This window comes from Cupriavidus sp. FW306-01-F10A, from assembly GCF_058782785.1.
Genome location: NZ_JBYSYA010000001.1, coordinates 284,777 through 306,527 on the forward strand (window position 1 = coordinate 284,777; position 21,751 = coordinate 306,527).

Sequence of the window (21,751 nt, forward strand, 5' to 3'; positions counted from 1 at the left end):
GGCTCTCCCCTTTCAGCGCAGGGTCAGGAACTGGCGGCTGGTCACCGCGCCGGGCTGCTTCAGGCTGGCTTCCGGCGCGCCAGCCTTGTAGCGTTCGAGCAGATGCTCCGGATCGAACTCGACTCCGACCGCGTTCTCCGCGAAGGCCCCCGAGCGCAGCCACACTTCCAGCGCCTCCGGCGTCTCGAAGTTGTCCACCTGCAGTTCCGCCTGGATGCCGTCGGGGTCGCGGTAGTACAGCGAGGTCGTCGGTCCGTGGTTGATGCACCATACCGGGCGAACGTCATGGCCCTTGAGCCGCTCATAGGTGTGGAGCAGGTCGCCCAGCGAGCTGTAGGTGAAGGCCACGTGGTCCAGGCCCGTGCTCTCGCGCCGGCGGGGCGAGAAGTTCGCGGCATTGATCAGCGCCAGGCGGTGATGCTCCTCGTCAAACGACAGGAAGCAGAGCAAGGCATTGCGATACATCACGCGGGCGCCCAGCACGATGCTCCACCAGTGGATCGTTTCGTCAAACCGGCGCGTGGCCAGCACGATATGCGCGAGCTTTTGCGGCGGGCGTGCGTCCGGGTCTGGGCAGGGGATAGGGAACTGGTCCATGCTGTCGCTCATTGCATCTCCTTGATAGGGTGTGCCGCGCTCGTGGCGCGGGTCGTGCTGGATTGGGAAACCATGCGCGCCATCACCGCCTGCAGCGCCGCGCCGGGATCGGCGCACTGGCGGCGGCTGCGCCAGGCCACGATGCCGTCGCCGCGCAGCAGCAGCGCGCCGGACACATCGATCTGCAAGGCTTCGGCAAACGCCGGCGCACCGATGCGGAACTGCGCATCGTCGCCGGTGCCGACCTGCGGACACGCCACGTCGATGCCCCAGGCGTCGCGCAGTTGCGCCAGCGCTGCCTGCCAGCGCACGCGCTCCTGCTCGTGGACCAGCAGCGTCATAGGCGCACGCCGGGCGAGGTCGCGCGTCGACAGCGATGCGCCGTCTGTCTCACTCCACAGATGGGGAACCAGCGCGCCGGGGCTGGTCTCCGGCCAGTAGTCGGTGCCCGCGTGAGGCGATTTCGCTTGCGGATGGGGCTCGCGGCAGAGGAAGCCCGTCGCATGCGCATAGCCAAGATCGGTGCCCAGCGTCACGAACACTTCCCGCTGCCGGTCGATCGCCCTGCGCACGCGGGCGCGGATATCGGCCCCTGCCTGGCCAGGGTCGACGAGCCGGCCCAGCGGCTTCAGGCCGGCGCCGGTCGCGGCCCGGAACAGCTTGCGCGCGGCAGGCCTGGGCAGCAGCCGGACCCAGCGGGACCGGGACAGCGCGGACAAGGTCTGGAAACCGTCCGGATCCACGCCGGTGGCGCGCAACACCTGGTCGGCCAGGTCGCTCAGTTGCTGCGTACGGCTGGCATGCGCCTGGGCGCTCGCCGCTCTCTCGTCGGCATAGCTGGACAACAGCGCCTGAGCAAGGTCGTCGGGCACAAAGCTGCCCAGCAGGATCTGCAGCCGCCACGCCAGGCTCGCCGCGTCCTCGATACCGTGGTTCATGCCGAAGCCGCCGATGGCGGAGAAGCCCGCTGCGGCGTCGCCAAGCAGCAGCACGCGCCTGACCCGGGTCACTTCCGCACGGCGCAGCGCCATGGTCCAGGGGCGGACGGACTGCACCCTGACCTCAACGCTGTCGTCGCCGATCGCGGCCTGCACCAGCGACAGCGCCTGCGCGGCCGGCATCCCGCCGGCGGGCTCGAGCGCAGGCAGCACCGCGGTCGTCAGCACCCAGTCCTGTTCATCGGCGGTGTGGGCGGTAAGCGTGCCCACCACCCTGGGATTGAAGATCCAGTACAAGGGGCTTGGCCGCGCTACGGTCAGCTTGGCCAACTGCGCGCGGAAATGGATTTGCGCCACCGCCTGCAGCGGCGTCTGGACAGATGGCACGCCCAGCAGGCGCCGCACCGTGCTCTGCGCGCCATCGGCACCGGCCACGAAACGCGCGCTGCGCCGCACGCTGAGGCCGCTGCGAAGTTCGCGCAGCGTCAACGTGCAGGCATGCTGATCCTGCGACAGCGACTCCAGTTCGTAGCCAGGCAGGAACTCGATCAGCGCGTTGCGTGCCACGCGCTCCCGCAGGATCGGGTCGGTCACGTTCTGGGACAAGTGCAATGGGCGGCAAGGGCCGCTACCCAGCAGGCTGGCGGTATGCGCGGGGTCATTCCCGAGCGGCACGCAGCGGCCCAGGTCGGCCCCCGCCAGCGACGTGCACCAGGTGATGTAGCGCAGCTTGAGCGGTGGCGAACTGATCTCGCGCAGCTGCTCGGCAAGTTCGACATCGATGGCGCGGATCACCTCCATCGCGCGGGCGGACCAGACGTGTCCGCGCGGATGCGTATCCGCATCGCCCTGACGCTCGACCAGCACGCTGCGGATGCCGCGGCTGGCCAGGAGCAAGGCCAGCACGGAGCCGGCCGTGCCCGCGCCGATGATCGCCACGGGAATCGGGACCGGAACGGAATGCCCATCCTGGCGCGGCGGCGCGGCTTCGGAATCGTGTGTCACTGGTGAACCTTCGCAAGTGTGTTGAAAGGTGGCCGCGTTGCGGCGAGGGGCGACGGCACGGGAGCCTGAAGCACCCGGCAGAGGGCAGCGAGCACGTCCTCCGCCTGCACATCGGTGGCCGATGCATGGCGCCAGGCAATATGGCCATCCGGACGCACCAGGATGACGCCGTCCGGCAGGCCCCGGTTCCATAGGGACAGTTGCTGCTTGTCGGCGCAATGGATGACTGCGCCAATGTCCACGCCGTGCACCGGCAGGCCGCCAAGCCGCTGGCTCGCACCCGCGGCAAGCCCGGCGCATGCCTTGCCATGCCGCCCGAAGCCCGCGAGCAGGAAGTGCCCGTTGCCAAGCAGGTCATGCGAAGTGGCGGACGCGCCGGAAGCGTCCTGCAGCCGGAAGTGCGGCAGGCGCGCGCCCGGGGTGAACGACTGCGCCACCTCCAGTACGGAACTTGTCGCCATTGGAGGCCCCGAGGGCATCGCCTCACTGCCGCAGACAGCCGCGCTCCGGTACACGTAGCCCAGGTCAAGCCCGAGCGTGTTGAAATGCTCCATCTGCGCTTCAGCAGCCTGTTGCACGTTGCGCTGGATGGCCGCGAACCGCGGCGTTGCCGCCAGTTGCACGCGCCGGGTGCGCGCGTCGACGGGCGCCACCAGCATCCGCTTGACGGCGGACCGCAGCGCAGCGGGCAGCGCGCGGGCCGGTGCGCTGGCGCGCAATCGCGCCAGCGTCGGCAACTTGTCGTCATCGAGACCCAGGGCCGCGGTGACCTCTCGCATCTTCCAGTGATTTGCCACGCTGACGCCGCAGTTCCTCTCGGCCACCGGCTTGCGCTCGTCACCATAGGTATCTAGCAGCCCCGGGCCCGCCCTGCCCCGGATGACGTTGGCCAGCTTCCATGCCAGGTTGTGCGCGTCGGCAGCGCCTGTGTTCAACCCGAGTCCGCCAGTGGGCGGAAAGCGATGCGCGGCATCGCCCACGAGGAAGGTGCGCTGCTTGCGATAGGACGCGGCGATGTGCGCCTGCATCGTCCAGTTCGACAGCGACGTGATGCGCAAAGGCATGTGGCGATCCCCGAGCGCGGTCCGAAGCAGGCGCTCGCAGCGCGCCAGGGGGAAGTCCGCCGGCGATTCATGCTGCGGAAAATACGGCGTCATGAACACCGAGTAGCGCGCCGAATCGTGGACGATAAACGTGCCGGGCGCCGCGGCCGACAGGACCCAGAAGAGGATCGACGGACTGTCCTTGACCAGATGGCGGATATCCGCCTCGAAGTTGATGGTGATGAGATGTGCCAGGTTGGTCTCGCCAACCATGGGCAGCTCCAGGCTGCGCCGTACCGGACTACCGGCACCGTCGGCCGCGATCAGCCATTCGCTGCGCACGCGGTACACCGCGCCAGTCGCGGCCTCGCGCACGGACGACACGACGCAATGCTCGTTGTGCTCCGCGCCCTGCCAGGCATGGCCGAAGCGCGCCTGGCAGCGAACCCGGCGCGACACCTGGGCGAACAGCAGCCGCTCCAGATGATGCTGGGGAATGTTCGCGGTGCGCTTGCCGCTGGCGGCCGCCATGCCGGCAAGATAGCCGGGGCTGCCGATATCGATGCGGGCCAGGTCGCCCTCGGCAAGGTTGCGCCGCCACGTCACGAAGCGTGCATCGCCGCTATGGGTCGTGATACCGGCCAGCGCCTCGTCGGTGACGCCGATGCCGGCCAGGATTTCCTGCGTCCGGGTGTTGATGACATGCGCCTGCGGCGCGAGATGCAGGTCATCACGACGCTCGACCAGCAGCGATTCAATGCCCTGGTCCGCCAGCAGCGCTGCCATCAGCATGCCCACCGGGCCAGCGCCCACGATTAATACCGGAACTTCCACCACGCGCATCCTGCCCCCAATGTTGCTCGCCGCCTCAATGGCCGCCCTGGAACGCAAATTTATATAAGTATAAGTCAAGCTCACACTAGTATTTATACTTATATAAGGACGTCGGGCGAGCGCGCGACCGGACGGCCCGGCAAAGCCGCCGCCCCCGGATGGGCTGGAGGTCAGGTGCCATGTGGGAGAATGGCGACATCGCTACCGTGTGTGAAACGCGTCCCAAACCACCATGACAACTGTTGAGAGCCGACGCTCGCGGACTCCTGCCCGAAAGCGCGCCACCGAAGCCTCCGCCGCCCCGACACCAGTCGCCCGCGCCGCCGAGGTGCCGGGGCGTCAGCGCCTGATCGACGCCGCCGAAATCGAGTTCACGCAAAAGGGATTCGACGGGGCGTCAGTACTGTCGATCGCAAACCGCGCGGGCGTAAAGCAACCGCTGCTGAACTACCATTTCGGCAGCAAGGAAGGGCTCTGGCGCGCGGTAGTGGAGAACGCGTACACGGGATTGCTGGCCGCGTCCAGGCAGGCAGCGGCTGCCCTCGACCGCTCCGACCCGCTCGCCCGCCTGCAGGCAGCGCTAAGGGCCTTCGCGGTGAGCAATGTCCTGCATCCGGCGGCGCACTCCCTGGTCCTGATGGAAGTCGCGCAGGATGGTCCAAGGCTGGACTGGCTGGTGGACAACTATATGAAGCCGTTTCACGACGAGCTCGATGCGCTGATCGCGGAGTGCCATGCCGCGCAACTACTCAAGCCTTACCCACCGGAACGGGCCAGCGTCACGATGACGGCCATGCTTACGGCCGTGCAGTCAGCCACGCATTTGCTGAAGCGCCTCTATGGCGTCGGGCCCATGACACCCGCCCAGGCGGAACAGCACGCGGAACAGGTCATCGATGTCCTGATGAATGGCATGGCCGCCCGCAGGCCCGGCCGACGGCGGGCGGCAGACCCGGTCTAGTTCTGGTCAGCGCAAGGCTGCAGCGGCGTGCGCAACCAGGGGTCGCTTCAGAAAACGGAAAAAAATTGCACGCTAAGCGATCGCGAGCCCACCGCCAGGCGCCAACCACTGAGCCCATGCGGTGACGAAGGCCGGATCCGTAGAATTCGGAGATACTGCAATCTCTTCACTTCCGAGCCACCCGCGGTCGCTGCGGAGGCACAGGCCCTGGCGCGCTCCTTCCACTGCCGGCTACCGCGTCGAGCCGTCCTTTGCGAGCCTGTCCGCGTAAATCCGCGCGTAGGTGTCTGGCGGGGAACCGGGAGGCCCCATGCTGATCAGTTTGATGGGCTTGACCGGCCATGCCTGTTGTGCGTTGGCGGCGTGCCATGGCAGGGGCCAGCGGCCGCAAATGCACCAGCGGTGCGGGCGAGGAACGTTCGACGCGTCGTGCTCATGGTGCCACCGGTCAGCGTGTTGCGGGAATGACGGGCAGAAGCAGGAATGACGGATACTTCCCGCCCGTGTGAACGGTGGTCTGACCGGCGAATCGTTCAGACCTGCGGTCCTCGGGGTGATCGTGCAGCAGCACCGACGAGCCGCGCATCGACTTGCCATAGATCTGCGGGTAGGGTCCAGGCAGGTCGTGCTCGAAGTCCGAGCTGCCGACAGTCAACACCAGCCGGTAGCCCTTCGGGAACACGAAGCACATTGGCCAGATCTCGACCTGCAACTCGTAGGTCTCGTTCGGTTCTAGAAGTTGGATCTCCTGATGCGTGTGCACGGGCTGATACGGCCTAGAGGCTTGAGGATTCAGCTTCCGGTGCGACGCTCTAAGCCAGCCTTGCCCGAGAGGTGCGTTGGGTTCAACCGCCCCCAAGATCAGGTGCTCCTTGCCGTCGGGAGTGAAAGCCCGCAGCGTCAGGAACAGGTCCGCATCCCGGCCTGTCGTGGAGATCCAGAGCGTGGCAGCCAGCGGACCGGTCACCTCGGTGTCGCGCTCGAACGGTGCAGTGCAGAAGCTCACCTTGCCTGCCATGCCGTCAAACGAGAGGCGCGAAACTGTCCCGGTTGGCTTCGATCGCAGGGTCTGTGCGCTAGCGTCCAGGTACATGGGCGTCCAGACGGTGCGCGCCAACGGCCATTCATACTCGTCGCGCTCCACGAAACGATCCACGTGGCGCACCTGCATCTTGATGGGCGGTTGCCGGTCCCAGCCGTTGTCCTCGCCCCTCAAAAAGTGATCGAAGAACCGCTTCTGTAGCGCTACGCCGTAGTCCGTATAGAACTCCGTCCAATGCTCGAGCCCGTGCAATTCGAGCCATTTCTGCTTCGAGCCGGCCCCCAGGTAGCCTTGGACATTGCCGCGCAGGTGCAGGCCATGGCCACCCCAGTTGCCGCAGGAAAGGACCGGTACCTCGATCGCACCCAGGTCCGCACGGCGGCCGTCGAAGTAACTATCCGTGATGAGCTCCGCGCTCAACTGCGTCGCGTTGATATCGACGCGATTGGCGAGCAATTCTTCGTCGCTGAGCTCTGCCGGTCCGGAGATCGGCAACCCGCTGTTGGGGTTCACACCCGCGCGCAGCCCCAGACCGTGCTGCACGGCTTCCACCTGCTTCGGATACCAGGCCACCATGAACGTGTTGAGGATGCCGCCGTGCCGGCAGGCGTCGCGATAGTAGTCGGAGAACCCCTCGAACGGGCAGATCGCGGCCAGATGCGGAGGACGTTTCGCCGCCACCAGCCATTGGGTGGCGCCGTAGTAGGAAACGCCGGCGAGGCCGACCTTGCCGTTGCTCCACGGTTGTTTCGCTGCCCATTCAATGCACTCGTAGAAGTCCTGCGCCTCGCGCGGGGAGAAGCAATCGATGACGCCCGGCGAGCGGCCAGCGCCGCGCGAGTCCACGCGAATGCAGATGTAACCCAACGGCACCCATCTCTCCGGATCCGCGGTTTCCCAGTTCGCGTACTTGCCGCTGCTGCCCTTCAGAATTTCCGGGTGCTTAGTCGCGAGTGATTGCCATTGTGCGGGGAATCCCACCTGGAATGGCAGACCCTTGGCGTACGGTCCGTAGGACATCAATATGGGGTAGCGTCCTTCCTCTTTCGGGCGAAAAACGTCGGCCCGAACTACCAAACCATCGTCCATGGGGATTTCAACGTCCCAATCGATTTGCATGTCTGTCTCCTGATCGGTTTATCTTGTACCGCGGCTAAAACTTGTGGCGCATGCCAAGCGCAAAGCTGATGCCACTTCCCTTTCCGGTGACCTTGTCGAACATCGCCACAGCGTACGCGTCCGTGCGCTTTAACAGGGCATAGCCATAACCCACCGCAAGTCCGTCGGAAGTGGCGCGCGCCGGTATGGGTAAGAGACCGTCAGGCAGGCACAGGGGCCGGCAGCACGGTCGCATTGTTGACGCCGAAGCCGATCCGAGCGTAGTTCTGGCGCTCACACCAGCCGCGGAATACGACGGTGTCGCCGTCCTCAAGGAAGCCGCGTTGTTCGCCGTTGCCGATGTCTACCGGTTGCGTCCCGGATACTGTGAGTTCGATCAGCGCGCCGGCCTCGCCCGGCGAGGCACCCGAGATCGTGCCGCTGCCCAGTAGGTCGCCGCTCTGAAGATTGCAACCTCCCATGGCGTGGTGAGCAATCATCTGGCTCAGCGTCCAGTACTGGTGGCGAAAGTTGGTACGGGTCAGCGTGCGTGGTTGCCGGCCCTGTGCCAACTGACGCGCGCTGAGTATCGAAACCTCTAGTTGGATGTCAAAGGCGCCGGCTGCGTCATTCTCCGCCGAACGAAGGTAGTCAAGCGGCTGTGGGCGCTCTGGGTCGCGTGTCCAGCTTGCGCGGTAAGGCAGCAGTGCTTCGAGCGTGACGATCCAGGGCGATAGTGTGGTTGCGAAGTTTTTAGCGAGAAACGGCCCGAGCGGTTGCATTTCCCAGGTCTGGATGTCGCGCGCGGACCAATCGTTGAGCAGGCATAGGCCGAAGATGTGCTGCTGTGCCTTTGCCAGCGGGATAGGCGTGCCACGTTCATTGCCGATGCCAATCACCGCGCCCACTTCCAGTTCGTAGTCGAGACGCTGGCACGGTCCATACACAGGTACTCCGCCCGGATCAGGGCGGTACTGCCCCATCGGTCGGTAGACCTGCTGGCCACTGACCCCGATGGAAGACACGCGGCCGTGATACGCGATCGGCAGCCAGTCAAAGTTGGGGTTCACCTCCAGCCCGAACTGGCGACAGCAGTTCACGGCGTGGTCGAGCGAAGTATAGAAATCCGTGTAGTCGCCGATGCGTACCGGGACCGCAAACTCGGCGGCCGCCTGTGGCACCAGCGTTTCGCGTACTTGACGCTCATGCACACCTTCTGCCGCCAGCAGCGCAAAGATTCCGTGGCGCAATGCCCGCCAGGCGCTCGGACCCAAGTCCAGCAGTGCATTTAGCGTCGGCGCTGCGGCGGCCCGCGTGGCCTCGGCGGCCAGGTCTTGCAGGCAGCCTGTGCCATGCAATGCTGCCAGGTCGACGATCTGGTCGCCGATCGCTACGCCGCCACGCCAGGCCGCGCCGCTGCCAAGCCGACGGAATATGCAGAGCGGAAGATTCTGCAGCGGAAAATCGCAGCCTGCAGCATTGGCGGAGTCCAGCCAGCTATGCCGGGAGGCATCATGGGTGTGGTTCAGTTCCATGGTGGTATCAGGCGGCATTCAGGGCATCGTCGAAGATGGCAACGGCGCGGGTCCAGCCGGCCGAGGCCCCGCGAATCTTGTGCGGGAAGCAGGAGATGTAGAAGCCATGCGGCGGCAGCGCCTCTAGGTTGTGCAGCTTCTCCAGATGGCAGTAACCGATGTTGCGGCCCGCCTTGTGGCCTTCCCAGATCAGCGAGGCGTCCTGTGTCTGGGCATACTTGGTGGCCGTGTGCACAAACGGCGCGTCCCAACTCCACGCGTCGGTACCGGTCAGCCGCACACCACGTTCGAGCAGGTACATGGTGGCGTCGAACCCCATGCCGCAGCCGGACGAGACGTAGTCAGGCTGGCCGTAGCGCTTGCCCGCACGCGTGTTGACCACCACGATGTCCAGCGGCTTGAGCACGTGCCCGATTCGGGCGAGTTCGGCCTCGACATCGTCGGCGGTGACCACATAACCGTCGTCCAGCCCGGTGAAGTCGAGCTTCACGCCCGGCTGGAAGCACCACTCCAGCGGCACCTCGTCAATGGTGATGGCGCGCTCGCGCTGCCCCAATGACTCATTCATGGTGCTGTGGAAGTGATAGGGAGCATCCAGGTGGGTGCCATTGTGCGTATTGAGCTGGACGCGCTCGATCGCCCAGCCTTCGCTGTCCGGCAGGTCGGACGGCCTCAGCCCCGGGAAAAAAGCCGTGACCTGCTCGGCGGTGGAGCGGTGCGACAGGTATTCGATCTGAGGGCCATAACCGGGAGGGTCGGAGACGACATCGTTTTCCAGGTAGATCGAGAGATCGACGAAGCGTCGAGTCATGGTGGAAGGTCCTCTGTGGAGATGCGTAAAAAGGGGGAGTTGCGGACTCAGCCGGCATCCAGCGACGGTGCGGTGCGCGGCGCGTTGGTCGCGCACGCACCGGCTTCAGGCCCGGCGGTGGGGCGCGGCAACAGCGCTACGACGGCAGCGGACAGCAGGGAAGCCGCCGCACAGCGCGATGCCGGGAGCAAAGCCGAACGCCGTCGCCGCCGAGCCCAGTGCCAGCGGAGCGAAGGCGAAGATCGGCCCCAGCACAAGCAGCGTGGCATGGTCCGTGACGAGAGCGTAGAGCGGCAGTAAGTTTGGGGGGCATGATGGATCTCCTGATTTGGCGCCCCTGTCCGAAGCAGGTGACGCTCACGCTTTTCCCTGACTGTACGATCGTGCAGTGGTAAGCCATGAGGACTGTACGCTCGTACAGTCAAACGCTACAGTAGGGTAAACGCGGGTGTGAGGTTCGCTACAATGGCGCATCTATTGGAGGCAGCATGGAAGGCAAGGAAGCGCGAAAGTCAGCGGTCGGGGCACGGGCCATGGCGCGAGAAGAAGCTCAGGGGCTGCCGATCCCGGAAGCGAGCAAGCGCGAACGCGTGCTCGATGCAGCGGAGCGCCTCTTCGCCGAGGGCGGCTTCGACGGCGTGTCGATGCGTGATATCGCAGCAGCCGCGGAGGTTGGCTTGCCGCTGATCGTTTACCACTTCGAGACCAAGCGAAATCTGTACCGCGCGCTGTTCGACCGGCGCAAGACGCTGTTCGAGGCCCGGCTGGCGGCCCTGCGCCAACCACTCACCGCTGGCGAGGACTCGGTGGAGCACATCGTGCGTGCATTCGTGGAGCCGGTAATGCGGATTCAGGACACTGAGGCCGGCATTGCCTATGCCAAGCTCGTCGCACGCGAGGCCTCTGATCCAAGAGAAGCCGAGCGCGGTATTGTTGCCGACTATTTCGACCCGCTCGCCATGGAATTCGTCAAGGCAATCCGCAAGGCTCTGCCAGGCAACAGCACCAGATATGCCCATTGGGCCTATCTGTTTGCCGTGGGAGCGCTGGTGATGAGCGTGTTCGACAGCCGTATCGAGCGTATCTCCGGCGGCAAGTTCAAGGCCGGCGACGTGGGTCACAAGTCCGAGTACCTGGTAACTTTCATCGCAGCGGGCATTCGCGCCGGGGCCGACCGGACGTCATCTAGGCGTTCCAGAGAATCATCCTTATGATGCGATTCGCCTGGAGTACAGATGTGTTCGGGGCTGGAGAAAACGTAGCTTCGCCACGATCTCTAGGCCTATCGCGGTGACTTGGCCAGCCATCTCCGGGAAGCGCTCGCCCAGCAGGCCTGCAGCCGGCATCCTCCTGACGCGCTCAGGCTGTTTGTCCGCGAGTGGGCGGGGCCACCGGTGGGACTAACGAAGCCTTCTGTCGTCGTTGCGCGCAACCCCGCTGATGCAATACAAGCGAATTTGTCCAACCGTGACCGGGGGCAGCACTCGCCCGATGTCTTCGCGCTCCCAGCCGCGGATTGATGTGGTCGATGATGGCGACCATATCGTCGGCATGCGGGTGTTGCCGCAGGAGGAAGGCGACGTCTATGCAATCCTGCATCTGTCGAATGGCGACAAGCAGAACCTTACCCACGGCGAGTTCACCGCCATTACGGAGGAAGAGCCGCGCCCGCCGGCGCGGCTGCCGCAGAAACCACTGGCCGAAGAGCGTTGCTGCCGCGCTGCCCTGCCCCCGGGATCAATGCTGACTTGCCCCCGCAGCGCCGATCCCGGTCATCGCACGCACGAACTGCGCACCATAGCGCTGGCGCTCGGTGCCGGCCCGGGCGGAGCGGTCCAGCACCGACGCCAGCCAGGCGCCGGCGAAGGCCAGCGTCATCGAGAACAGCGCCGGGTTGGCATACGGGAAGATCGGCTTGTCATGATGCAGGATCCCCACCCAGACCGTCGGGCCCAGCACCAGCAGTGCCACCGCTGACACCAGCCCGGCCAGGCTGCCCGCCACGGCGCCGCGCGTGGTCAGGCCTTTCCAGAACATCGACAGGAACAGCACCGGGAAGTTGACGGAGGCCGCGATCGCCAGCACCAGGCCGGACAGGAAGGCGATGTTCTGCTTCTCGAACATCACGCCCAGCACCATGGCCAGCACGCCGATCACCAGGGTGGCCGCCTTGGACACCCGGATCTCGTCCTTCTCGTTGGCCTGCCCGCGGCGGAACACGTTGGCGTACAGGTCATGCGAGACCGCGGAAGCACCCGACAGGGCCAGGCCCGCCACCACCGCGAGGATGGTCGCGAACGCCACCGCTGAGATAAAGCCCAGGAAGAGATCGCCGCCGATCGCGTGCGACAGGTGCACCGCCACCATATTGCTGCCGCCGATGATCTTGCCGGCCGCGTCGCGGTAGGCCGGATCCGCGCCCACCATCACGATCGCACCGAAGCCCACCACCAGGATCAGCACGTAGAAGTAGCCGATGAAGCCGGTGGCGTAGAGCACGGACTTGCGCGCCTCGCGGGCGTCGGCCACGGTGAAGAAGCGCATCAGGATGTGCGGCAGGCCCGCGGTGCCGAACATCATGCCCACCCCCAGCGAAATCGCATCGATGGGATTGGACACCAGCCCGCCCGGCGACAGGATCGCCAGCCCCTTGTCATGCACCTTGGCCGCGCCGGCGAACATGGCTTCCGGGCTGAAGCCGAAGTACGCCAGCACCATCACGGCCATGAACGTCACGCCGCCCAGCAGCAGCGCGGCCTTGATGATCTGCACCCAGGTGGTGGCGAGCATGCCGCCGAACATCACATACAGCACCATCAGCAGGCCGACGATCACCACGGCGGACTCATAGCTGGTGCCGAACAGCAGCTCGATCAGTTTGCCGGCGCCGACCATCTGCGCCACCAGGTACATGATCACCACCGTCAGCGTGCCGCAGGCGGCGGTGATCCGCACCGGCTTCTGCGCCAGCCGGTATGACACTACGTCGGCAAAGGTATAGCGGCCAAGGTTGCGCAGCCGTTCGGCGACGATGAACAGGATGATCGGCCAGCCCGCCACCACGCCCAGCGCGTAGATCAGCCCGTCATAGCCCTTGTCGAACATCATCGCGGAGATGCCGAGGAAGGAGGCAGCCGAGACCATGTCGCCGGCGATGGCCAGGCCGTTCTGGAAGCCGCTCAGCCCGCCCCCGGCGGCATAGAAGTCGGATGCCGAGCGCGTGCGGCGCGCGGCCCAGCGGGTAATGCCGAGCGTGAACAGCACGAACAGCAGGAACATCACGATGGCGCTCCAGTTCAGCGGCCGCGGCGCGGCATCGCCCTGGATGGCGGGTGCCGCCGCGGCAGCCATGCTGGCAAGCCCGAGCAGGGCCGCGCACAGGTAACGGTTGGCGGGCTTCATGCCAGGCACTCCTTGCGCACGCGTTCGTTGAGCGGATCCAGGTCGCGGTTGGCCCGGTACACGTAGATCCCGGTCAGCAGCACGGCCGCGACGATCACCGCCACGCCGACGGGAATGCCCACGGTCATCACACCCGCGCCAAGCGGTGTGCCGAGCGTGGCCGGCGAGAACGCCAGCAGCAGGATAAAGCCGAAGTAGATCGCCAGCATGACCAGCGTCAGCGACCAGCCCAGGCGGGTGCGCCCGTTGGTCAGCCGGATGAAATCGGGGTGGTTCTGGATGGTTTCCAGTTGTCGCGCGTCCATGGTGGTCTCCTTTGGCGCAGGGGGGCGCGGCGCCTCTGGGTGGGCGCCATCGTTGGGTGGTTCGTTGAGACTTGAACTCTTCCGGCGGTGTGCTCCCTCTCCCCGCACGGGGAGAGGGAGCACACATGCAGCGGCTTGTCAGTTCATGCGATACGTTCAGATCGCCCCGACCGGCTGCTCGTGCGTGACCTTCGGCCGCATGTCAAGCACGCGCCGCGCCTTGCCGACAGTGGTGCGCTCGATGCCGTCTGCATCCACTACCTGCACGCGCGTGGTCACGCCCACGTAGGTTTTGATCTGGTCCTTCAGCTCGCGCTCCAGCGTCGCGCGGTCGTCGGCGCAGAGGGTGGCCGATGGTCCGGGCCGCGCCTCAACGCGCACTTCCAGTTTGTCCAGGTGGCCGTCTCGGGTCACCACCAGCTGGTACTGCGGCGCCAGCGCCGGGGTCTTCAGGATCAGCTCCTCGATCTGCGACGGGAATACATTGACGCCGCGGATGATCAGCATGTCGTCCGAGCGGCCGGTGATCTTGCCGATGCGGCGCATCGAACGCGAGGTGGGCGGCAGCAGGCGCGTCAGGTCGCGCGTGCGGTAGCGGATCACCGGCAGCGCTTCCTTGGTGAGCGAGGTGAACACCAGTTCGCCCTCTTCGCCATCCGGCAGCACCTCGCCGGTCACCGGGTCGATGATCTCGGCGTAGAAGTGGTCTTCCCAGATCACCGGACCGTCCTTGCTCTCGATGCATTCGCAAGCGACACCCGGGCCCATGACTTCAGACAGGCCGTAGATGTCCACCGCGTCGATGCCGGCACGTGCCTCGATCTCCGCGCGCATCGCATCCGTCCACGGCTCGGCGCCGAAGATGCCCACCTTGAGCGAGCTTTCCGACGGATCCATGCCCTGGCGCTCCATCTCCTCGATCAGGTTCAGCATGTACGACGGCGTCACCATGATGATGTTGGGCTCGAACTCGCGGATCAGCTGTACCTGTTTCTCGGTCTGTCCGCCGGACATGGGGATCACCGTGCAGCCGGCCTTCTCGGCGCCGTAGTGGGCACCCAGGCCGCCCGTGAACAGGCCATAGCCATAGCTGACATGGACCAGGTCGCCGGCGCGGCCGCCGGCGGCGCGGATGGAGCGCGCCACCACGCTGGCCCAGGTATCGATATCCTTCGCGGTATAGCCGACCACGGTCGGCTTGCCCGTGGTGCCGCTCGACGCATGCACGCGCGCCACCTTCTCGCGCGGCACCGCGAACATGCCGAAGGGGTAGTTGTCGCGCAGGTCCTGCTTGGTCAGGAACGGGAACTTCGACAGGTCCGACAGCGACTGCAGGTCGTCCGGATGCACCCCGGCCGCATGGAAGGCCTTGCGGTAGTGCGGCACGTTGTCGTAGGCATGGCGCACGCTCCATTTCAGCCGTTCCAGCTGCAGCGCCTGCAGTTCGTCGCGGCTGGCGCGCTCGATCGGCTCCAGCTCGTTGGGGTTGGGGATGCGTTGAACCATTGTCTACTCCATCATCGTTATGATTGCGCCGCATTTCTATTGGGGGCCGGCGCCGGGTGCTGCGACTGCTAGCTAGTGCATCAGATATGGGAACGGCTCTGCACCACGCGGAAGCGGTTGGCGACGAAAGCCGCATCCGACAGCGAGGCATTGGCTGCCGGGTTGGCGCCGGTGGCATGGAAGTCGCTGAACGCGGCCGACTGGTTGACGAACACGCCACCGGTCAGGTTCAGCGACAGGGCCACGCCCGCGTCCTCGGCGGCTTCGCGGATGCCCTCGGACACGCCGGCATCGGTGGTGTAGGCCGACAACGTCAGTGCGCCATGCTCCTTCGCGCCGCGGTGCGCCAGCGCGATGCTGTGCGCGGTGTTGTCGGTGGCGACGATGAACGAGATCGGGCCGAACAATTCCTGCATGATCTTGCCCTCGTCGCTGGCGTCCACCTTGAGCACCAGCGGCGTGCGGATGCGCGCGCCGGGGAACTCCGGGTGCTCCAGCACGCGGCTGTCGGCGACGATCTCGCCCAGTGCGCGCGACGATTCGATGCGCTGCACCACCCCGTCGTTCTGGATCGCGCCGAGCAGCTCCACCGCCTTGGCTGCATCGCTGGTGAGCCTGGCCACGCCTTCCCCGATCGCCGCGGCCACCTGGTCGAAGCCGAGGTGCCCTTCCGGCGTGTCGATGCCGTCCTTCGGCACGTAGATGTTCTGCGGTGCCGTGCACATCTGGCCCGAGTACAGCGCCAGCGAGAACGCGATATTGCGCACCATGCCCTTGAAATCGCTGGTGGAGTCGATCACGATCTGGTTGACGCCGGCCTTCTCGGTATAGACCTGGGCCTGGTGCGCATTGCGCTCCAGCCATTGGCCATTGGCGCTGCTGCCGGTGAAGTCGATCAGGCGCACTTCGGGGCGCAGTGCCAGCGTCGAGGCCATGCGCTCGCTCGGGTCGTTGGCCACCAGCGTGACCAGGTTGGGATCGAAGCCGGCTTCCTGCAGCACCTCGCGCGCCACCTCGACGGTGATCGCCAGCGGCAGGATCGCGCCCGGGTGCGGCTTGACCACCACCGCGTTGCCGGTCGCCAGGCTGGCGAACAGGCCGGGATAACCGTTCCAGGTCGGGAAGGTGCAGCAGCCGATCACCAGGCCCACGCCGCGCGGCACCACGCTGTAGCGCTTCTCCATGCGCAGCGGCTCGTTCTTGCCCTGCGGCTTCTCCCAGATCGCCTGCTTCGGGATGCGGCGCATCTCGTCCCAGGCGTAGGCCACCGCTTCCAGCCCGCGGTCCTGCGCGTGCGGGCCGCCGGCCTGGAAGGCCATCATGAAGGCCTGGCCGGTGGTGTGCATCACCGCGTAGGCAATCTCGAAACTGCGGCGGTTCAGGCGCTGCAGGATTTCCAGCGAAACGCCGACCCAGGCTTCCGGCCCGGCCTTGCGCCAGGCGGGCATGCCTTCGGCCACGCCGGCGAAGAGCTGGTCGAGGTCGGGCTTCGGATAGGTGATGCCCAGTTCTGCGCCATAGGGCGAGACTTCCTTGCCGGCCTGGCCGACGGTGCCCGGCTGCGACAGCGCGAACGGGCGGTTCAGGCGGGCCTCGAACGCAGCCTTGCCGTCGGCGTTGGCGGTTTCGCCGTAGACCCTGGGGCTCGGCATTTCGGTGAACGGGCTCCAGTAGCCGCGCTCGGCAATGGCTTGGGTGGCTTGTTCCAGCAGCGCCTGGTGGCGTTCAAAAAACAGATGGGACACGGCTTGCTCCGGGGGCAGAATGGTTTGTGTATGGGTCGGGACAGCAGCAGGAAATGCTTCAGGTTTCCTGGTCGAAGTCGATCACCAGCTTGTCGCTGACGGCGTAGCTCTGGCAGCTGAGGATGAAGCCGCGCGCGACTTCGTAGTCCTCCAGCGCAAAGTTGACGTCCATGTCGACCTCGCCTTCGATGCGCTTGCAGCGGCAGGTCGAGCAGACCCCGCCCTTGCATGAGTAAGGCAGCTCGATGCCTTGCGCCAGCGCGGCATCCAGCACCGTCTCCTTGTTCTTCTCCAGCGTGAAGGAGCGCGTGCGGCCGTCCTGGATCACCGTGACCTCGCACTGCTGCTGACCCACCTGCTTGTGTGCATGCGCCGCCGGGCGGGCCGCGGGGATGCTGGTGGCAAACAGCTCGCGCTTGATGCGGGCCTTGTCCACGCCGTTGTCGAGCAGCGCCTGCGACACCTCTTCCATCATCGAATGCGGGCCGCAGATAAAGGCGATGTCGATGTCCTGCGGCTTGACCCAGTGCTTGAGCAAGGCATTGACCTTCTCGCCGTCGATGCGGCCGTTGAAGAGGTCGATCTCCAGTTGCTCGCGGCTGAGCACGAACACCAGGTTGAAGCGCTGCAGGTAGGTGTCCTTCAGGTCTTCCAGCTCTTCCTTGAACAGCACCGAAGACGAGGCGCGGTTGCCGTAGAACAGCGTGAAGCGGCTCTGGGGCTCGGCTTCCAGCGTGGTCTTGATGATCGACAGCATCGGCGTGATGCCGCTGCCGGCGGCGAAGGCCACGTAGTGTCTCGCCTGCGTGGCAGACAGCGGCACGTGGAAGTGGCCGGATGGCGGCATCACCTCCAGCTTCATGCCGGGCTGCAGTTGTTCGTTGGCCCAGTTGGAGAACAGGCCGCCGTCGACGCGCTTGATCGCGACGCGCAGCTGTGCGTCCTGCACCGCCGAGCAGATCGAGTACGAGCGGCGCACGTCCTCGCCGCCGATGCCGGTGCGCAGCGTCAGGTGCTGGCCCTGGATGTAGCGGTAGGTGTCGGCCAGTTCATCCGGCACGGCAAAGGTCACGGCCACGGCATCGCGGGTTTCGCGGGTGACCGAGGCCACGGTCAGTTCATGGAATTTGCTCATCTCACTACCCCGGTCAGGCTCAGTGCGCCTTGAAGTAATCGAAGGGTTCCTTGCAGTCGCCGCAGCGGTACAGGGCCTTGCAGGCGGTCGAGCCGAACTGGCTCACCAGCCGCGTGTGCCGCGAGCCGCAGTGCGGGCACGCCACCACCAGCGCCGGCGCCGCCCTGCGGCTGATGCCGCTGATGTCGATCACCTGCTGGGCCGGCGGCGCAATGCCGTAGCCGCCCAGGCTGGCCTTGCCGCGCGGCGTCATCCAGTCGGTGGTCCAGGCCGGCGCCAGTTGCGTGCGCACGCGCACGCTGGCGATGCCCTGCGCGGCCAGCGTGCGCTCGATCTCCTCCCGGATCACCGTCATGGCCGGGCAGCCGGAGTACGTCGGGGTGATGGTGACGACGCAGGCGTCGTCCTCCCATGCCACGCCGCGCACGATGCCGAGGTCCACCACGGAGATCACCGGGATCTCGGGATCGGGCACGGTATCGAGCCAGGTCCAGACCTGCCCGATGGCCGGGCGTGCGATCGCTTGCGCAGTCATGGCGTTCACCAGCTGGCGCCCGGATAGGCGCGCTGCAGGAACTGCATTTCGGCCAGCAGGTAGCCGAGGTGTTCGGTATGGCGGCCGTGGCGGCCGCCGCTCTGCGACCACGTGCCGGCAGGCAGCTGCAGCGTGGCCTCTTCCAGCACCGCGGCCACGTGGCGCTGCCACGGTTCGGCCAGTGAGGCGGGGTCGGGCACCACGCCGGCCTGCACCAGCGCGGCGTCGCCCGCGTCGGACTCGAACAGCTCACCGCTGAACATCCACAGGTCGTCGAACGCATCCTGCATGCGGCGGTGGCTCTCTTCGCTGCCGTCGCCCAGGCGCACCACCAGGTCGGCACTGCGGCGCACGTGGTAGGTCACTTCCTTGAGCGACTTGGCGGCGATCTCGGCGATGCGGGCATCGGTCGAGCGCTGCAGCCCGTCGAGCAGGAAGTAGTGCCAGGTGTCGAACAGGAACTGCCGTGCCAGCGTATCGGCATAGCTGCCGTTGGGCTGCTCCACCAGCAGCGGGTTGCGGAACTGGTGCGCGTCGCGCAGGTAGGCCAGCTGGTCGGCGCTGCGGCCGGCGCCCTCCACTTCCGCGGCGTAGCCCAGCCACAGCCGGGTCTGGCCGATCAGGTCGAGCGCGACATTGGTCAGTGCGATGTCCTCTTCCAGCGCGGGGCCGCGGCCGCACCATTCCGACAGGCGCTGGCCGAGGACCAGCGTGGAGTCGCCGAGGCGCAGCAGGTATTCGAGCTTGTGGTTGTCCATCATGCGGGCCGTATCAGATGTGCTTGACGGCTTCCGGCATCGGGAAGAACGTCGGGTGGCGGTAGACCTTGCTGTTGGCCGGCTCGAACAGCGGGCCCTTGTCGCCGGGGCTGCTGGCGACCACATCGCCGGCCTTCACCACCCAGACGCTGACGCCCTCGTTGCGGCGCGTATAGACGTCACGCGCGTTGTTGATCGCCATTTCGCCGTCCGGCGCGTGCAGGCTGCCCACGTGCTTGTGGGCCAGGCCGTGCTGGCTGCGGATAAAGATCTCCCAAAGCGGCCACTCTTTCATGGCAACCTCCTGTGTCATTGCGTTGGATGGATGGCGGCGCCGCGCGCCGCGGTGTCAGGCGGCGGCGCGCTGCGCCTGCTTGTCGGCGTGGGTCACCAGGGCGTCGCGGAACCACGCGCCCTCTTCCCAGGCCTTGACGCGGCTGCGCAGGCGGTCGCGGTTGCAGGGGCCGTTGCCCTGGATGACGTTGTAGAACTCGGACCAGTCGATCTCGCCGAAGTCATAGTGGCCGCGCTCCTCGTTCCACTTCAGCTCGGGATCCGGAATGGTCAGGCCCAGGTACTCGGCCTGCGGCACGGTCTGGTCGACCATCTTCTGGCGCAGCTCGTCATTGGAGAACAGCTTGATGCGCCATTGCATGGATTGCGCGCTGTTGGGCGAATCGCCGTCGGACGGGCCGAACATCATCAGCGCCGGCCACCACCAGCGGTTGAGCGCGTCCTGCGCCATCTGCTTCTGCTCGGGGGTGCCGTTGCACAGCGACAGCAGGATGTCGTAGCCCTGGCGCTGGTGGAACGACTCTTCCTTGCACACGCGCACCATGGCGCGCGCATAGGGCCCGAACGAGCAGCGGCACAGCGGCACCTGGTTGATGATGGCCGAGCCGTCGACCAGCCAGCCGATCATGCCGATATCGGCCCAGCTCAGCGTCGGGTAGTTGAAGATGCTGGAATACTTGGCCTTGCCGGTGTGCAGGTCGCCCAGCATCTGGTCGCGCGACACGCCCAGGGTTTCGGCCGCGCTGTAGAGATACAGGCCATGGCCGGCCTCATCCTGGATCTTGGCCAGCAAGACTGCCTTGCGCTCCAGCGTCGGCGCGCGGGTGACCCAGTTGCCTTCCGGCAGCTGGCCCACGATTTCCGAATGCGCATGCTGCGAGATCTGGCGGACCAGGGTCTTGCGATAGGCCTCGGGCATCCAGTCCTTGGCCTCGATCTTGATCCCGGCATCGACGCGCGCCTGGAACTCACGCTCCTGCGGCTCCATTTCTTCCATGGCGCGAAGCCTCGTCGCTCCTGTCTCCACCAGCTGTGCGTACATCCTTTGCTCCGCTCTTGGTTGCTCTGAATCGGGGTCTTGACCTGCATCAACATCGTCAGTTGCAACGGATGGTAGTGATACAATTTGATTCAATCAATCTGCATTTGTGTATCACTTCAGGGAGCAGGCCGATGGCGACGCCAGGCACCGATCCGGTTTCTCCCCGCGTGGCGCGGCTGGCACGCGGGCTGAAGCTGGGCGCCAATTCCATGCTGGTGACCTTGTTCGGCGATGTGGTGGCGCCGCGGCCCCAGGCAATCTGGCTGGGCAGCCTGATCCGGCTGGCGGCGCCGTTCGGCATCAATGACCGGCTGGTGCGCACCGCCACCTTCCGCCTGACCGCCGACGACTGGCTGGCCGCGACCAGGATCGGGCGGCGCAGCTACTACGGGCTGTCAGAAGCCGGTTTGCAGCGTGTACTGCACGCCGGCAAGCGCATCTACGCGGGTGAGGCATCCGAATGGGACGGCCGCTGGACCTTGGTGATGGTGCGCGGTGACGTACGCGCCACGGTCCGGCAGAAGCTGAAGCGGGAATTGCTGTGGGAGGGCTTCGGCGCCATCGCGCCAGGGGTGATGGCCCACCCCAATGCGGACCTCGCCTCGCTGCGCGAAATCGTCCAGGCCGCACGCGCGCAGGACGATGTGGCGGTGATGGAGGCAAGCAGCCTTGACGCGTTTTCCATCCGGCCGCTGCAGGCGCTGATGCACCAGACCTTCAAGCTCGGCGACGTGGCCGCTGCCTGGCAGGCGCTGCTGCGCCGCTTTACGCCGCTGGCCGGAGAGGCCGCCGGGCTTGCTCCGGCCGATGCCTTCTTCGTGCGGACGCTGCTGGTGCACGAATACCGGCGCGTGCTGCTGCGCGATCCCAACCTGCCCGAGGCGATGCTGCCGCAAGACTGGCCCGGCCGCACCGCGCGCGGCTTGTGCCACACCCTGTATGGGGCGCTGCTCGACGCCAGCGAAGACTACCTGCACCGCGTGGTGGAAGTAGTGGACGGTTCGCTGCAGGATGCCAACCGGAGCCTGCGCCTGCGCTTTGGGGCCGGCGCGCAGGCGGCCAACGGCAATTAACCGGGCAACCGGGTAATCCCGGCTGCGCAACTGCGCAAATGGCTTGCGCCGGGTTTCGCGCAGAATGAACTCGCCAGCTTCAGGAAGTTGCG

18 protein-coding genes are annotated in these 21,751 nt (G+C 66.1%); 3 read left to right on the forward strand and 15 right to left on the reverse strand.

What is annotated here, in order from left to right; translation table 11 throughout:
• Positions 1 to 12: 12 nt before the first annotated feature.
• From AC3WLF_RS01360 to AC3WLF_RS01370, 3 genes are read right to left on the reverse strand one after another with little or no spacing between them, the layout of a single operon-like run.
• Complete coding sequence (locus AC3WLF_RS01360) at positions 13 to 609, reverse strand: VOC family protein (protein WP_492317077.1); 597 nt, start codon at positions 607 to 609, stop codon at positions 13 to 15.
• On the reverse strand, positions 606 to 2,540 hold the full coding sequence (locus tag AC3WLF_RS01365) for an FAD-dependent monooxygenase (protein ID WP_492357685.1): 1,935 nt from the start codon (positions 2,538 to 2,540) through the stop codon (positions 606 to 608). Before AC3WLF_RS01365 ends, AC3WLF_RS01360 begins: the two co-directional genes overlap by 4 nt.
• Positions 2,537 to 4,426 carry an FAD-dependent monooxygenase gene (locus AC3WLF_RS01370; RefSeq protein ID WP_492357686.1) on the reverse strand — a complete coding sequence of 630 codons (1,890 nt, stop codon included), beginning with the start codon at positions 4,424 to 4,426 and terminating at the stop codon, positions 2,537 to 2,539. The genes AC3WLF_RS01365 and AC3WLF_RS01370 overlap by 4 nt, the downstream gene beginning before the upstream one ends.
• A gap of 223 nt (positions 4,427 to 4,649) precedes the next feature.
• Here AC3WLF_RS01370 and AC3WLF_RS01375 point away from each other — a divergent pair, with 223 nt between their 5' ends.
• The gene (locus AC3WLF_RS01375) at positions 4,650 to 5,378 is read left to right on the forward strand and encodes a TetR/AcrR family transcriptional regulator (protein WP_492317074.1); all 729 of its coding nucleotides are present in this window, start codon (positions 4,650 to 4,652) and stop codon (positions 5,376 to 5,378) included.
• Between the two features lie 448 nt (positions 5,379 to 5,826).
• On the opposite strand, the gene AC3WLF_RS01380 is transcribed toward AC3WLF_RS01375, so the two are convergent.
• The 3 genes from AC3WLF_RS01380 to AC3WLF_RS01390 all read right to left on the reverse strand — a co-directional run bounded on the left by AC3WLF_RS01380 (position 5,827) and on the right by AC3WLF_RS01390 (position 9,864).
• Positions 5,827 to 7,539 carry a CocE/NonD family hydrolase gene (locus AC3WLF_RS01380; RefSeq protein ID WP_492357687.1) on the reverse strand — a complete coding sequence of 571 codons (1,713 nt, stop codon included), beginning with the start codon at positions 7,537 to 7,539 and terminating at the stop codon, positions 5,827 to 5,829.
• 200 nt (positions 7,540 to 7,739) lie between these two features.
• The gene (fahA, locus tag AC3WLF_RS01385) at positions 7,740 to 9,053 is read right to left on the reverse strand and encodes a fumarylacetoacetase (RefSeq protein WP_492357688.1); all 1,314 of its coding nucleotides are present in this window, start codon (positions 9,051 to 9,053) and stop codon (positions 7,740 to 7,742) included.
• A gap of 7 nt (positions 9,054 to 9,060) precedes the next feature.
• A complete protein-coding gene (locus tag AC3WLF_RS01390; RefSeq protein ID WP_492317071.1) occupies positions 9,061 to 9,864 on the reverse strand; it encodes a cyclase family protein in 804 nt (267 codons plus the stop codon).
• A 488-nt stretch (positions 9,865 to 10,352) separates the two neighbouring features.
• Here AC3WLF_RS01390 and AC3WLF_RS01395 point away from each other — a divergent pair, with 488 nt between their 5' ends.
• A complete protein-coding gene (locus tag AC3WLF_RS01395) occupies positions 10,353 to 11,078 on the forward strand; it encodes a TetR/AcrR family transcriptional regulator (protein ID WP_492317069.1) in 726 nt (241 codons plus the stop codon).
• Between the two features lie 523 nt (positions 11,079 to 11,601).
• Here the strand turns inward: AC3WLF_RS01395 and AC3WLF_RS01400 are convergent.
• From AC3WLF_RS01400 to paaA, 9 genes are all read right to left on the reverse strand, one after another.
• Positions 11,602 to 13,266: a cation acetate symporter gene (locus AC3WLF_RS01400; RefSeq protein ID WP_492317068.1), complete on the reverse strand. Its 1,665-nt coding sequence runs from the start codon at positions 13,264 to 13,266 to the stop codon at positions 11,602 to 11,604.
• Positions 13,263 to 13,571 carry a DUF485 domain-containing protein gene (locus AC3WLF_RS01405; RefSeq protein WP_492317067.1) on the reverse strand — a complete coding sequence of 103 codons (309 nt, stop codon included), beginning with the start codon at positions 13,569 to 13,571 and terminating at the stop codon, positions 13,263 to 13,265. Before AC3WLF_RS01405 ends, AC3WLF_RS01400 begins: the two co-directional genes overlap by 4 nt.
• Before the next feature lie 156 nt (positions 13,572 to 13,727).
• Positions 13,728 to 15,077 carry a phenylacetate--CoA ligase PaaK gene (gene paaK, locus AC3WLF_RS01410; RefSeq protein ID WP_492357689.1) on the reverse strand — a complete coding sequence of 450 codons (1,350 nt, stop codon included), beginning with the start codon at positions 15,075 to 15,077 and terminating at the stop codon, positions 13,728 to 13,730.
• Between the two features lie 80 nt (positions 15,078 to 15,157).
• A complete protein-coding gene (gene paaN / locus AC3WLF_RS01415; RefSeq protein WP_492357690.1) occupies positions 15,158 to 16,822 on the reverse strand; it encodes a phenylacetic acid degradation protein PaaN in 1,665 nt (554 codons plus the stop codon).
• A 58-nt stretch (positions 16,823 to 16,880) separates the two neighbouring features.
• Entirely contained in the window at positions 16,881 to 17,957 is a 1,077-nt protein-coding gene (paaE, locus tag AC3WLF_RS01420) for a 1,2-phenylacetyl-CoA epoxidase subunit PaaE (protein ID WP_492357691.1), read from the reverse strand.
• 19 nt (positions 17,958 to 17,976) lie between these two features.
• Complete coding sequence (gene paaD, locus AC3WLF_RS01425) at positions 17,977 to 18,492, reverse strand: 1,2-phenylacetyl-CoA epoxidase subunit PaaD (RefSeq protein ID WP_492351322.1); 516 nt, start codon at positions 18,490 to 18,492, stop codon at positions 17,977 to 17,979.
• Positions 18,493 to 18,497: 5 nt separating this feature from the next.
• On the reverse strand, positions 18,498 to 19,253 hold the full coding sequence (gene paaC, locus AC3WLF_RS01430; RefSeq protein WP_492317062.1) for a 1,2-phenylacetyl-CoA epoxidase subunit PaaC: 756 nt from the start codon (positions 19,251 to 19,253) through the stop codon (positions 18,498 to 18,500).
• A gap of 10 nt (positions 19,254 to 19,263) precedes the next feature.
• Positions 19,264 to 19,545 (reverse strand): 1,2-phenylacetyl-CoA epoxidase subunit PaaB, encoded by a 282-nt coding sequence (gene paaB / locus AC3WLF_RS01435; RefSeq protein ID WP_010809321.1) that lies wholly within the window; start codon positions 19,543 to 19,545, stop codon positions 19,264 to 19,266.
• A 54-nt stretch (positions 19,546 to 19,599) separates the two neighbouring features.
• A complete protein-coding gene (paaA, locus tag AC3WLF_RS01440) occupies positions 19,600 to 20,586 on the reverse strand; it encodes a 1,2-phenylacetyl-CoA epoxidase subunit PaaA (protein WP_492355784.1) in 987 nt (328 codons plus the stop codon).
• A gap of 131 nt (positions 20,587 to 20,717) precedes the next feature.
• Here paaA and paaX point away from each other — a divergent pair, with 131 nt between their 5' ends.
• Positions 20,718 to 21,659: a phenylacetic acid degradation operon negative regulatory protein PaaX gene (gene paaX, locus AC3WLF_RS01445; protein ID WP_492357692.1), complete on the forward strand. Its 942-nt coding sequence runs from the start codon at positions 20,718 to 20,720 to the stop codon at positions 21,657 to 21,659.
• Positions 21,660 to 21,751 lie beyond the last annotated feature (92 nt).

Bases quoted from the DNA above. Each gene is read 5' to 3' on its own strand.
- AC3WLF_RS01380 (WP_492357687.1), bottom strand. From the start codon at position 7,539: ATGCAAATCGATTGGGACGTTGAAATCCCCATGGACGATGGTTTGGTA.
- AC3WLF_RS01375 (WP_492317074.1), top strand. From the start codon at position 4,650: ATGACAACTGTTGAGAGCCGACGCTCGCGGACTCCTGCCCGAAAGCGC.
- AC3WLF_RS01360 (WP_492317077.1), bottom strand. From the start codon at position 609: ATGAGCGACAGCATGGACCAGTTCCCTATCCCCTGCCCAGACCCGGAC.
- paaB (WP_010809321.1), bottom strand. From the start codon at position 19,545: ATGAAAGAGTGGCCGCTTTGGGAGATCTTTATCCGCAGCCAGCACGGC.
- paaA (WP_492355784.1), bottom strand. From the start codon at position 20,586: ATGTACGCACAGCTGGTGGAGACAGGAGCGACGAGGCTTCGCGCCATG.
- AC3WLF_RS01400 (WP_492317068.1), bottom strand. From the start codon at position 13,266: ATGAAGCCCGCCAACCGTTACCTGTGCGCGGCCCTGCTCGGGCTTGCC.
- paaC (WP_492317062.1), bottom strand. From the start codon at position 19,253: ATGATGGACAACCACAAGCTCGAATACCTGCTGCGCCTCGGCGACTCC.
- AC3WLF_RS01370 (WP_492357686.1), bottom strand. From the start codon at position 4,426: ATGCGCGTGGTGGAAGTTCCGGTATTAATCGTGGGCGCTGGCCCGGTG.
- AC3WLF_RS01390 (WP_492317071.1), bottom strand. From the start codon at position 9,864: ATGACTCGACGCTTCGTCGATCTCTCGATCTACCTGGAAAACGATGTC.
- AC3WLF_RS01395 (WP_492317069.1), top strand. From the start codon at position 10,353: ATGGAAGGCAAGGAAGCGCGAAAGTCAGCGGTCGGGGCACGGGCCATG.
- AC3WLF_RS01405 (WP_492317067.1), bottom strand. From the start codon at position 13,571: ATGGACGCGCGACAACTGGAAACCATCCAGAACCACCCCGATTTCATC.
- paaD (WP_492351322.1), bottom strand. From the start codon at position 18,492: ATGACTGCGCAAGCGATCGCACGCCCGGCCATCGGGCAGGTCTGGACC.
- paaX (WP_492357692.1), top strand. From the start codon at position 20,718: ATGGCGACGCCAGGCACCGATCCGGTTTCTCCCCGCGTGGCGCGGCTG.
- paaK (WP_492357689.1), bottom strand. From the start codon at position 15,077: ATGGTTCAACGCATCCCCAACCCCAACGAGCTGGAGCCGATCGAGCGC.
- paaE (WP_492357691.1), bottom strand. From the start codon at position 17,957: ATGAGCAAATTCCATGAACTGACCGTGGCCTCGGTCACCCGCGAAACC.
- fahA (WP_492357688.1), bottom strand. From the start codon at position 9,053: ATGGAACTGAACCACACCCATGATGCCTCCCGGCATAGCTGGCTGGAC.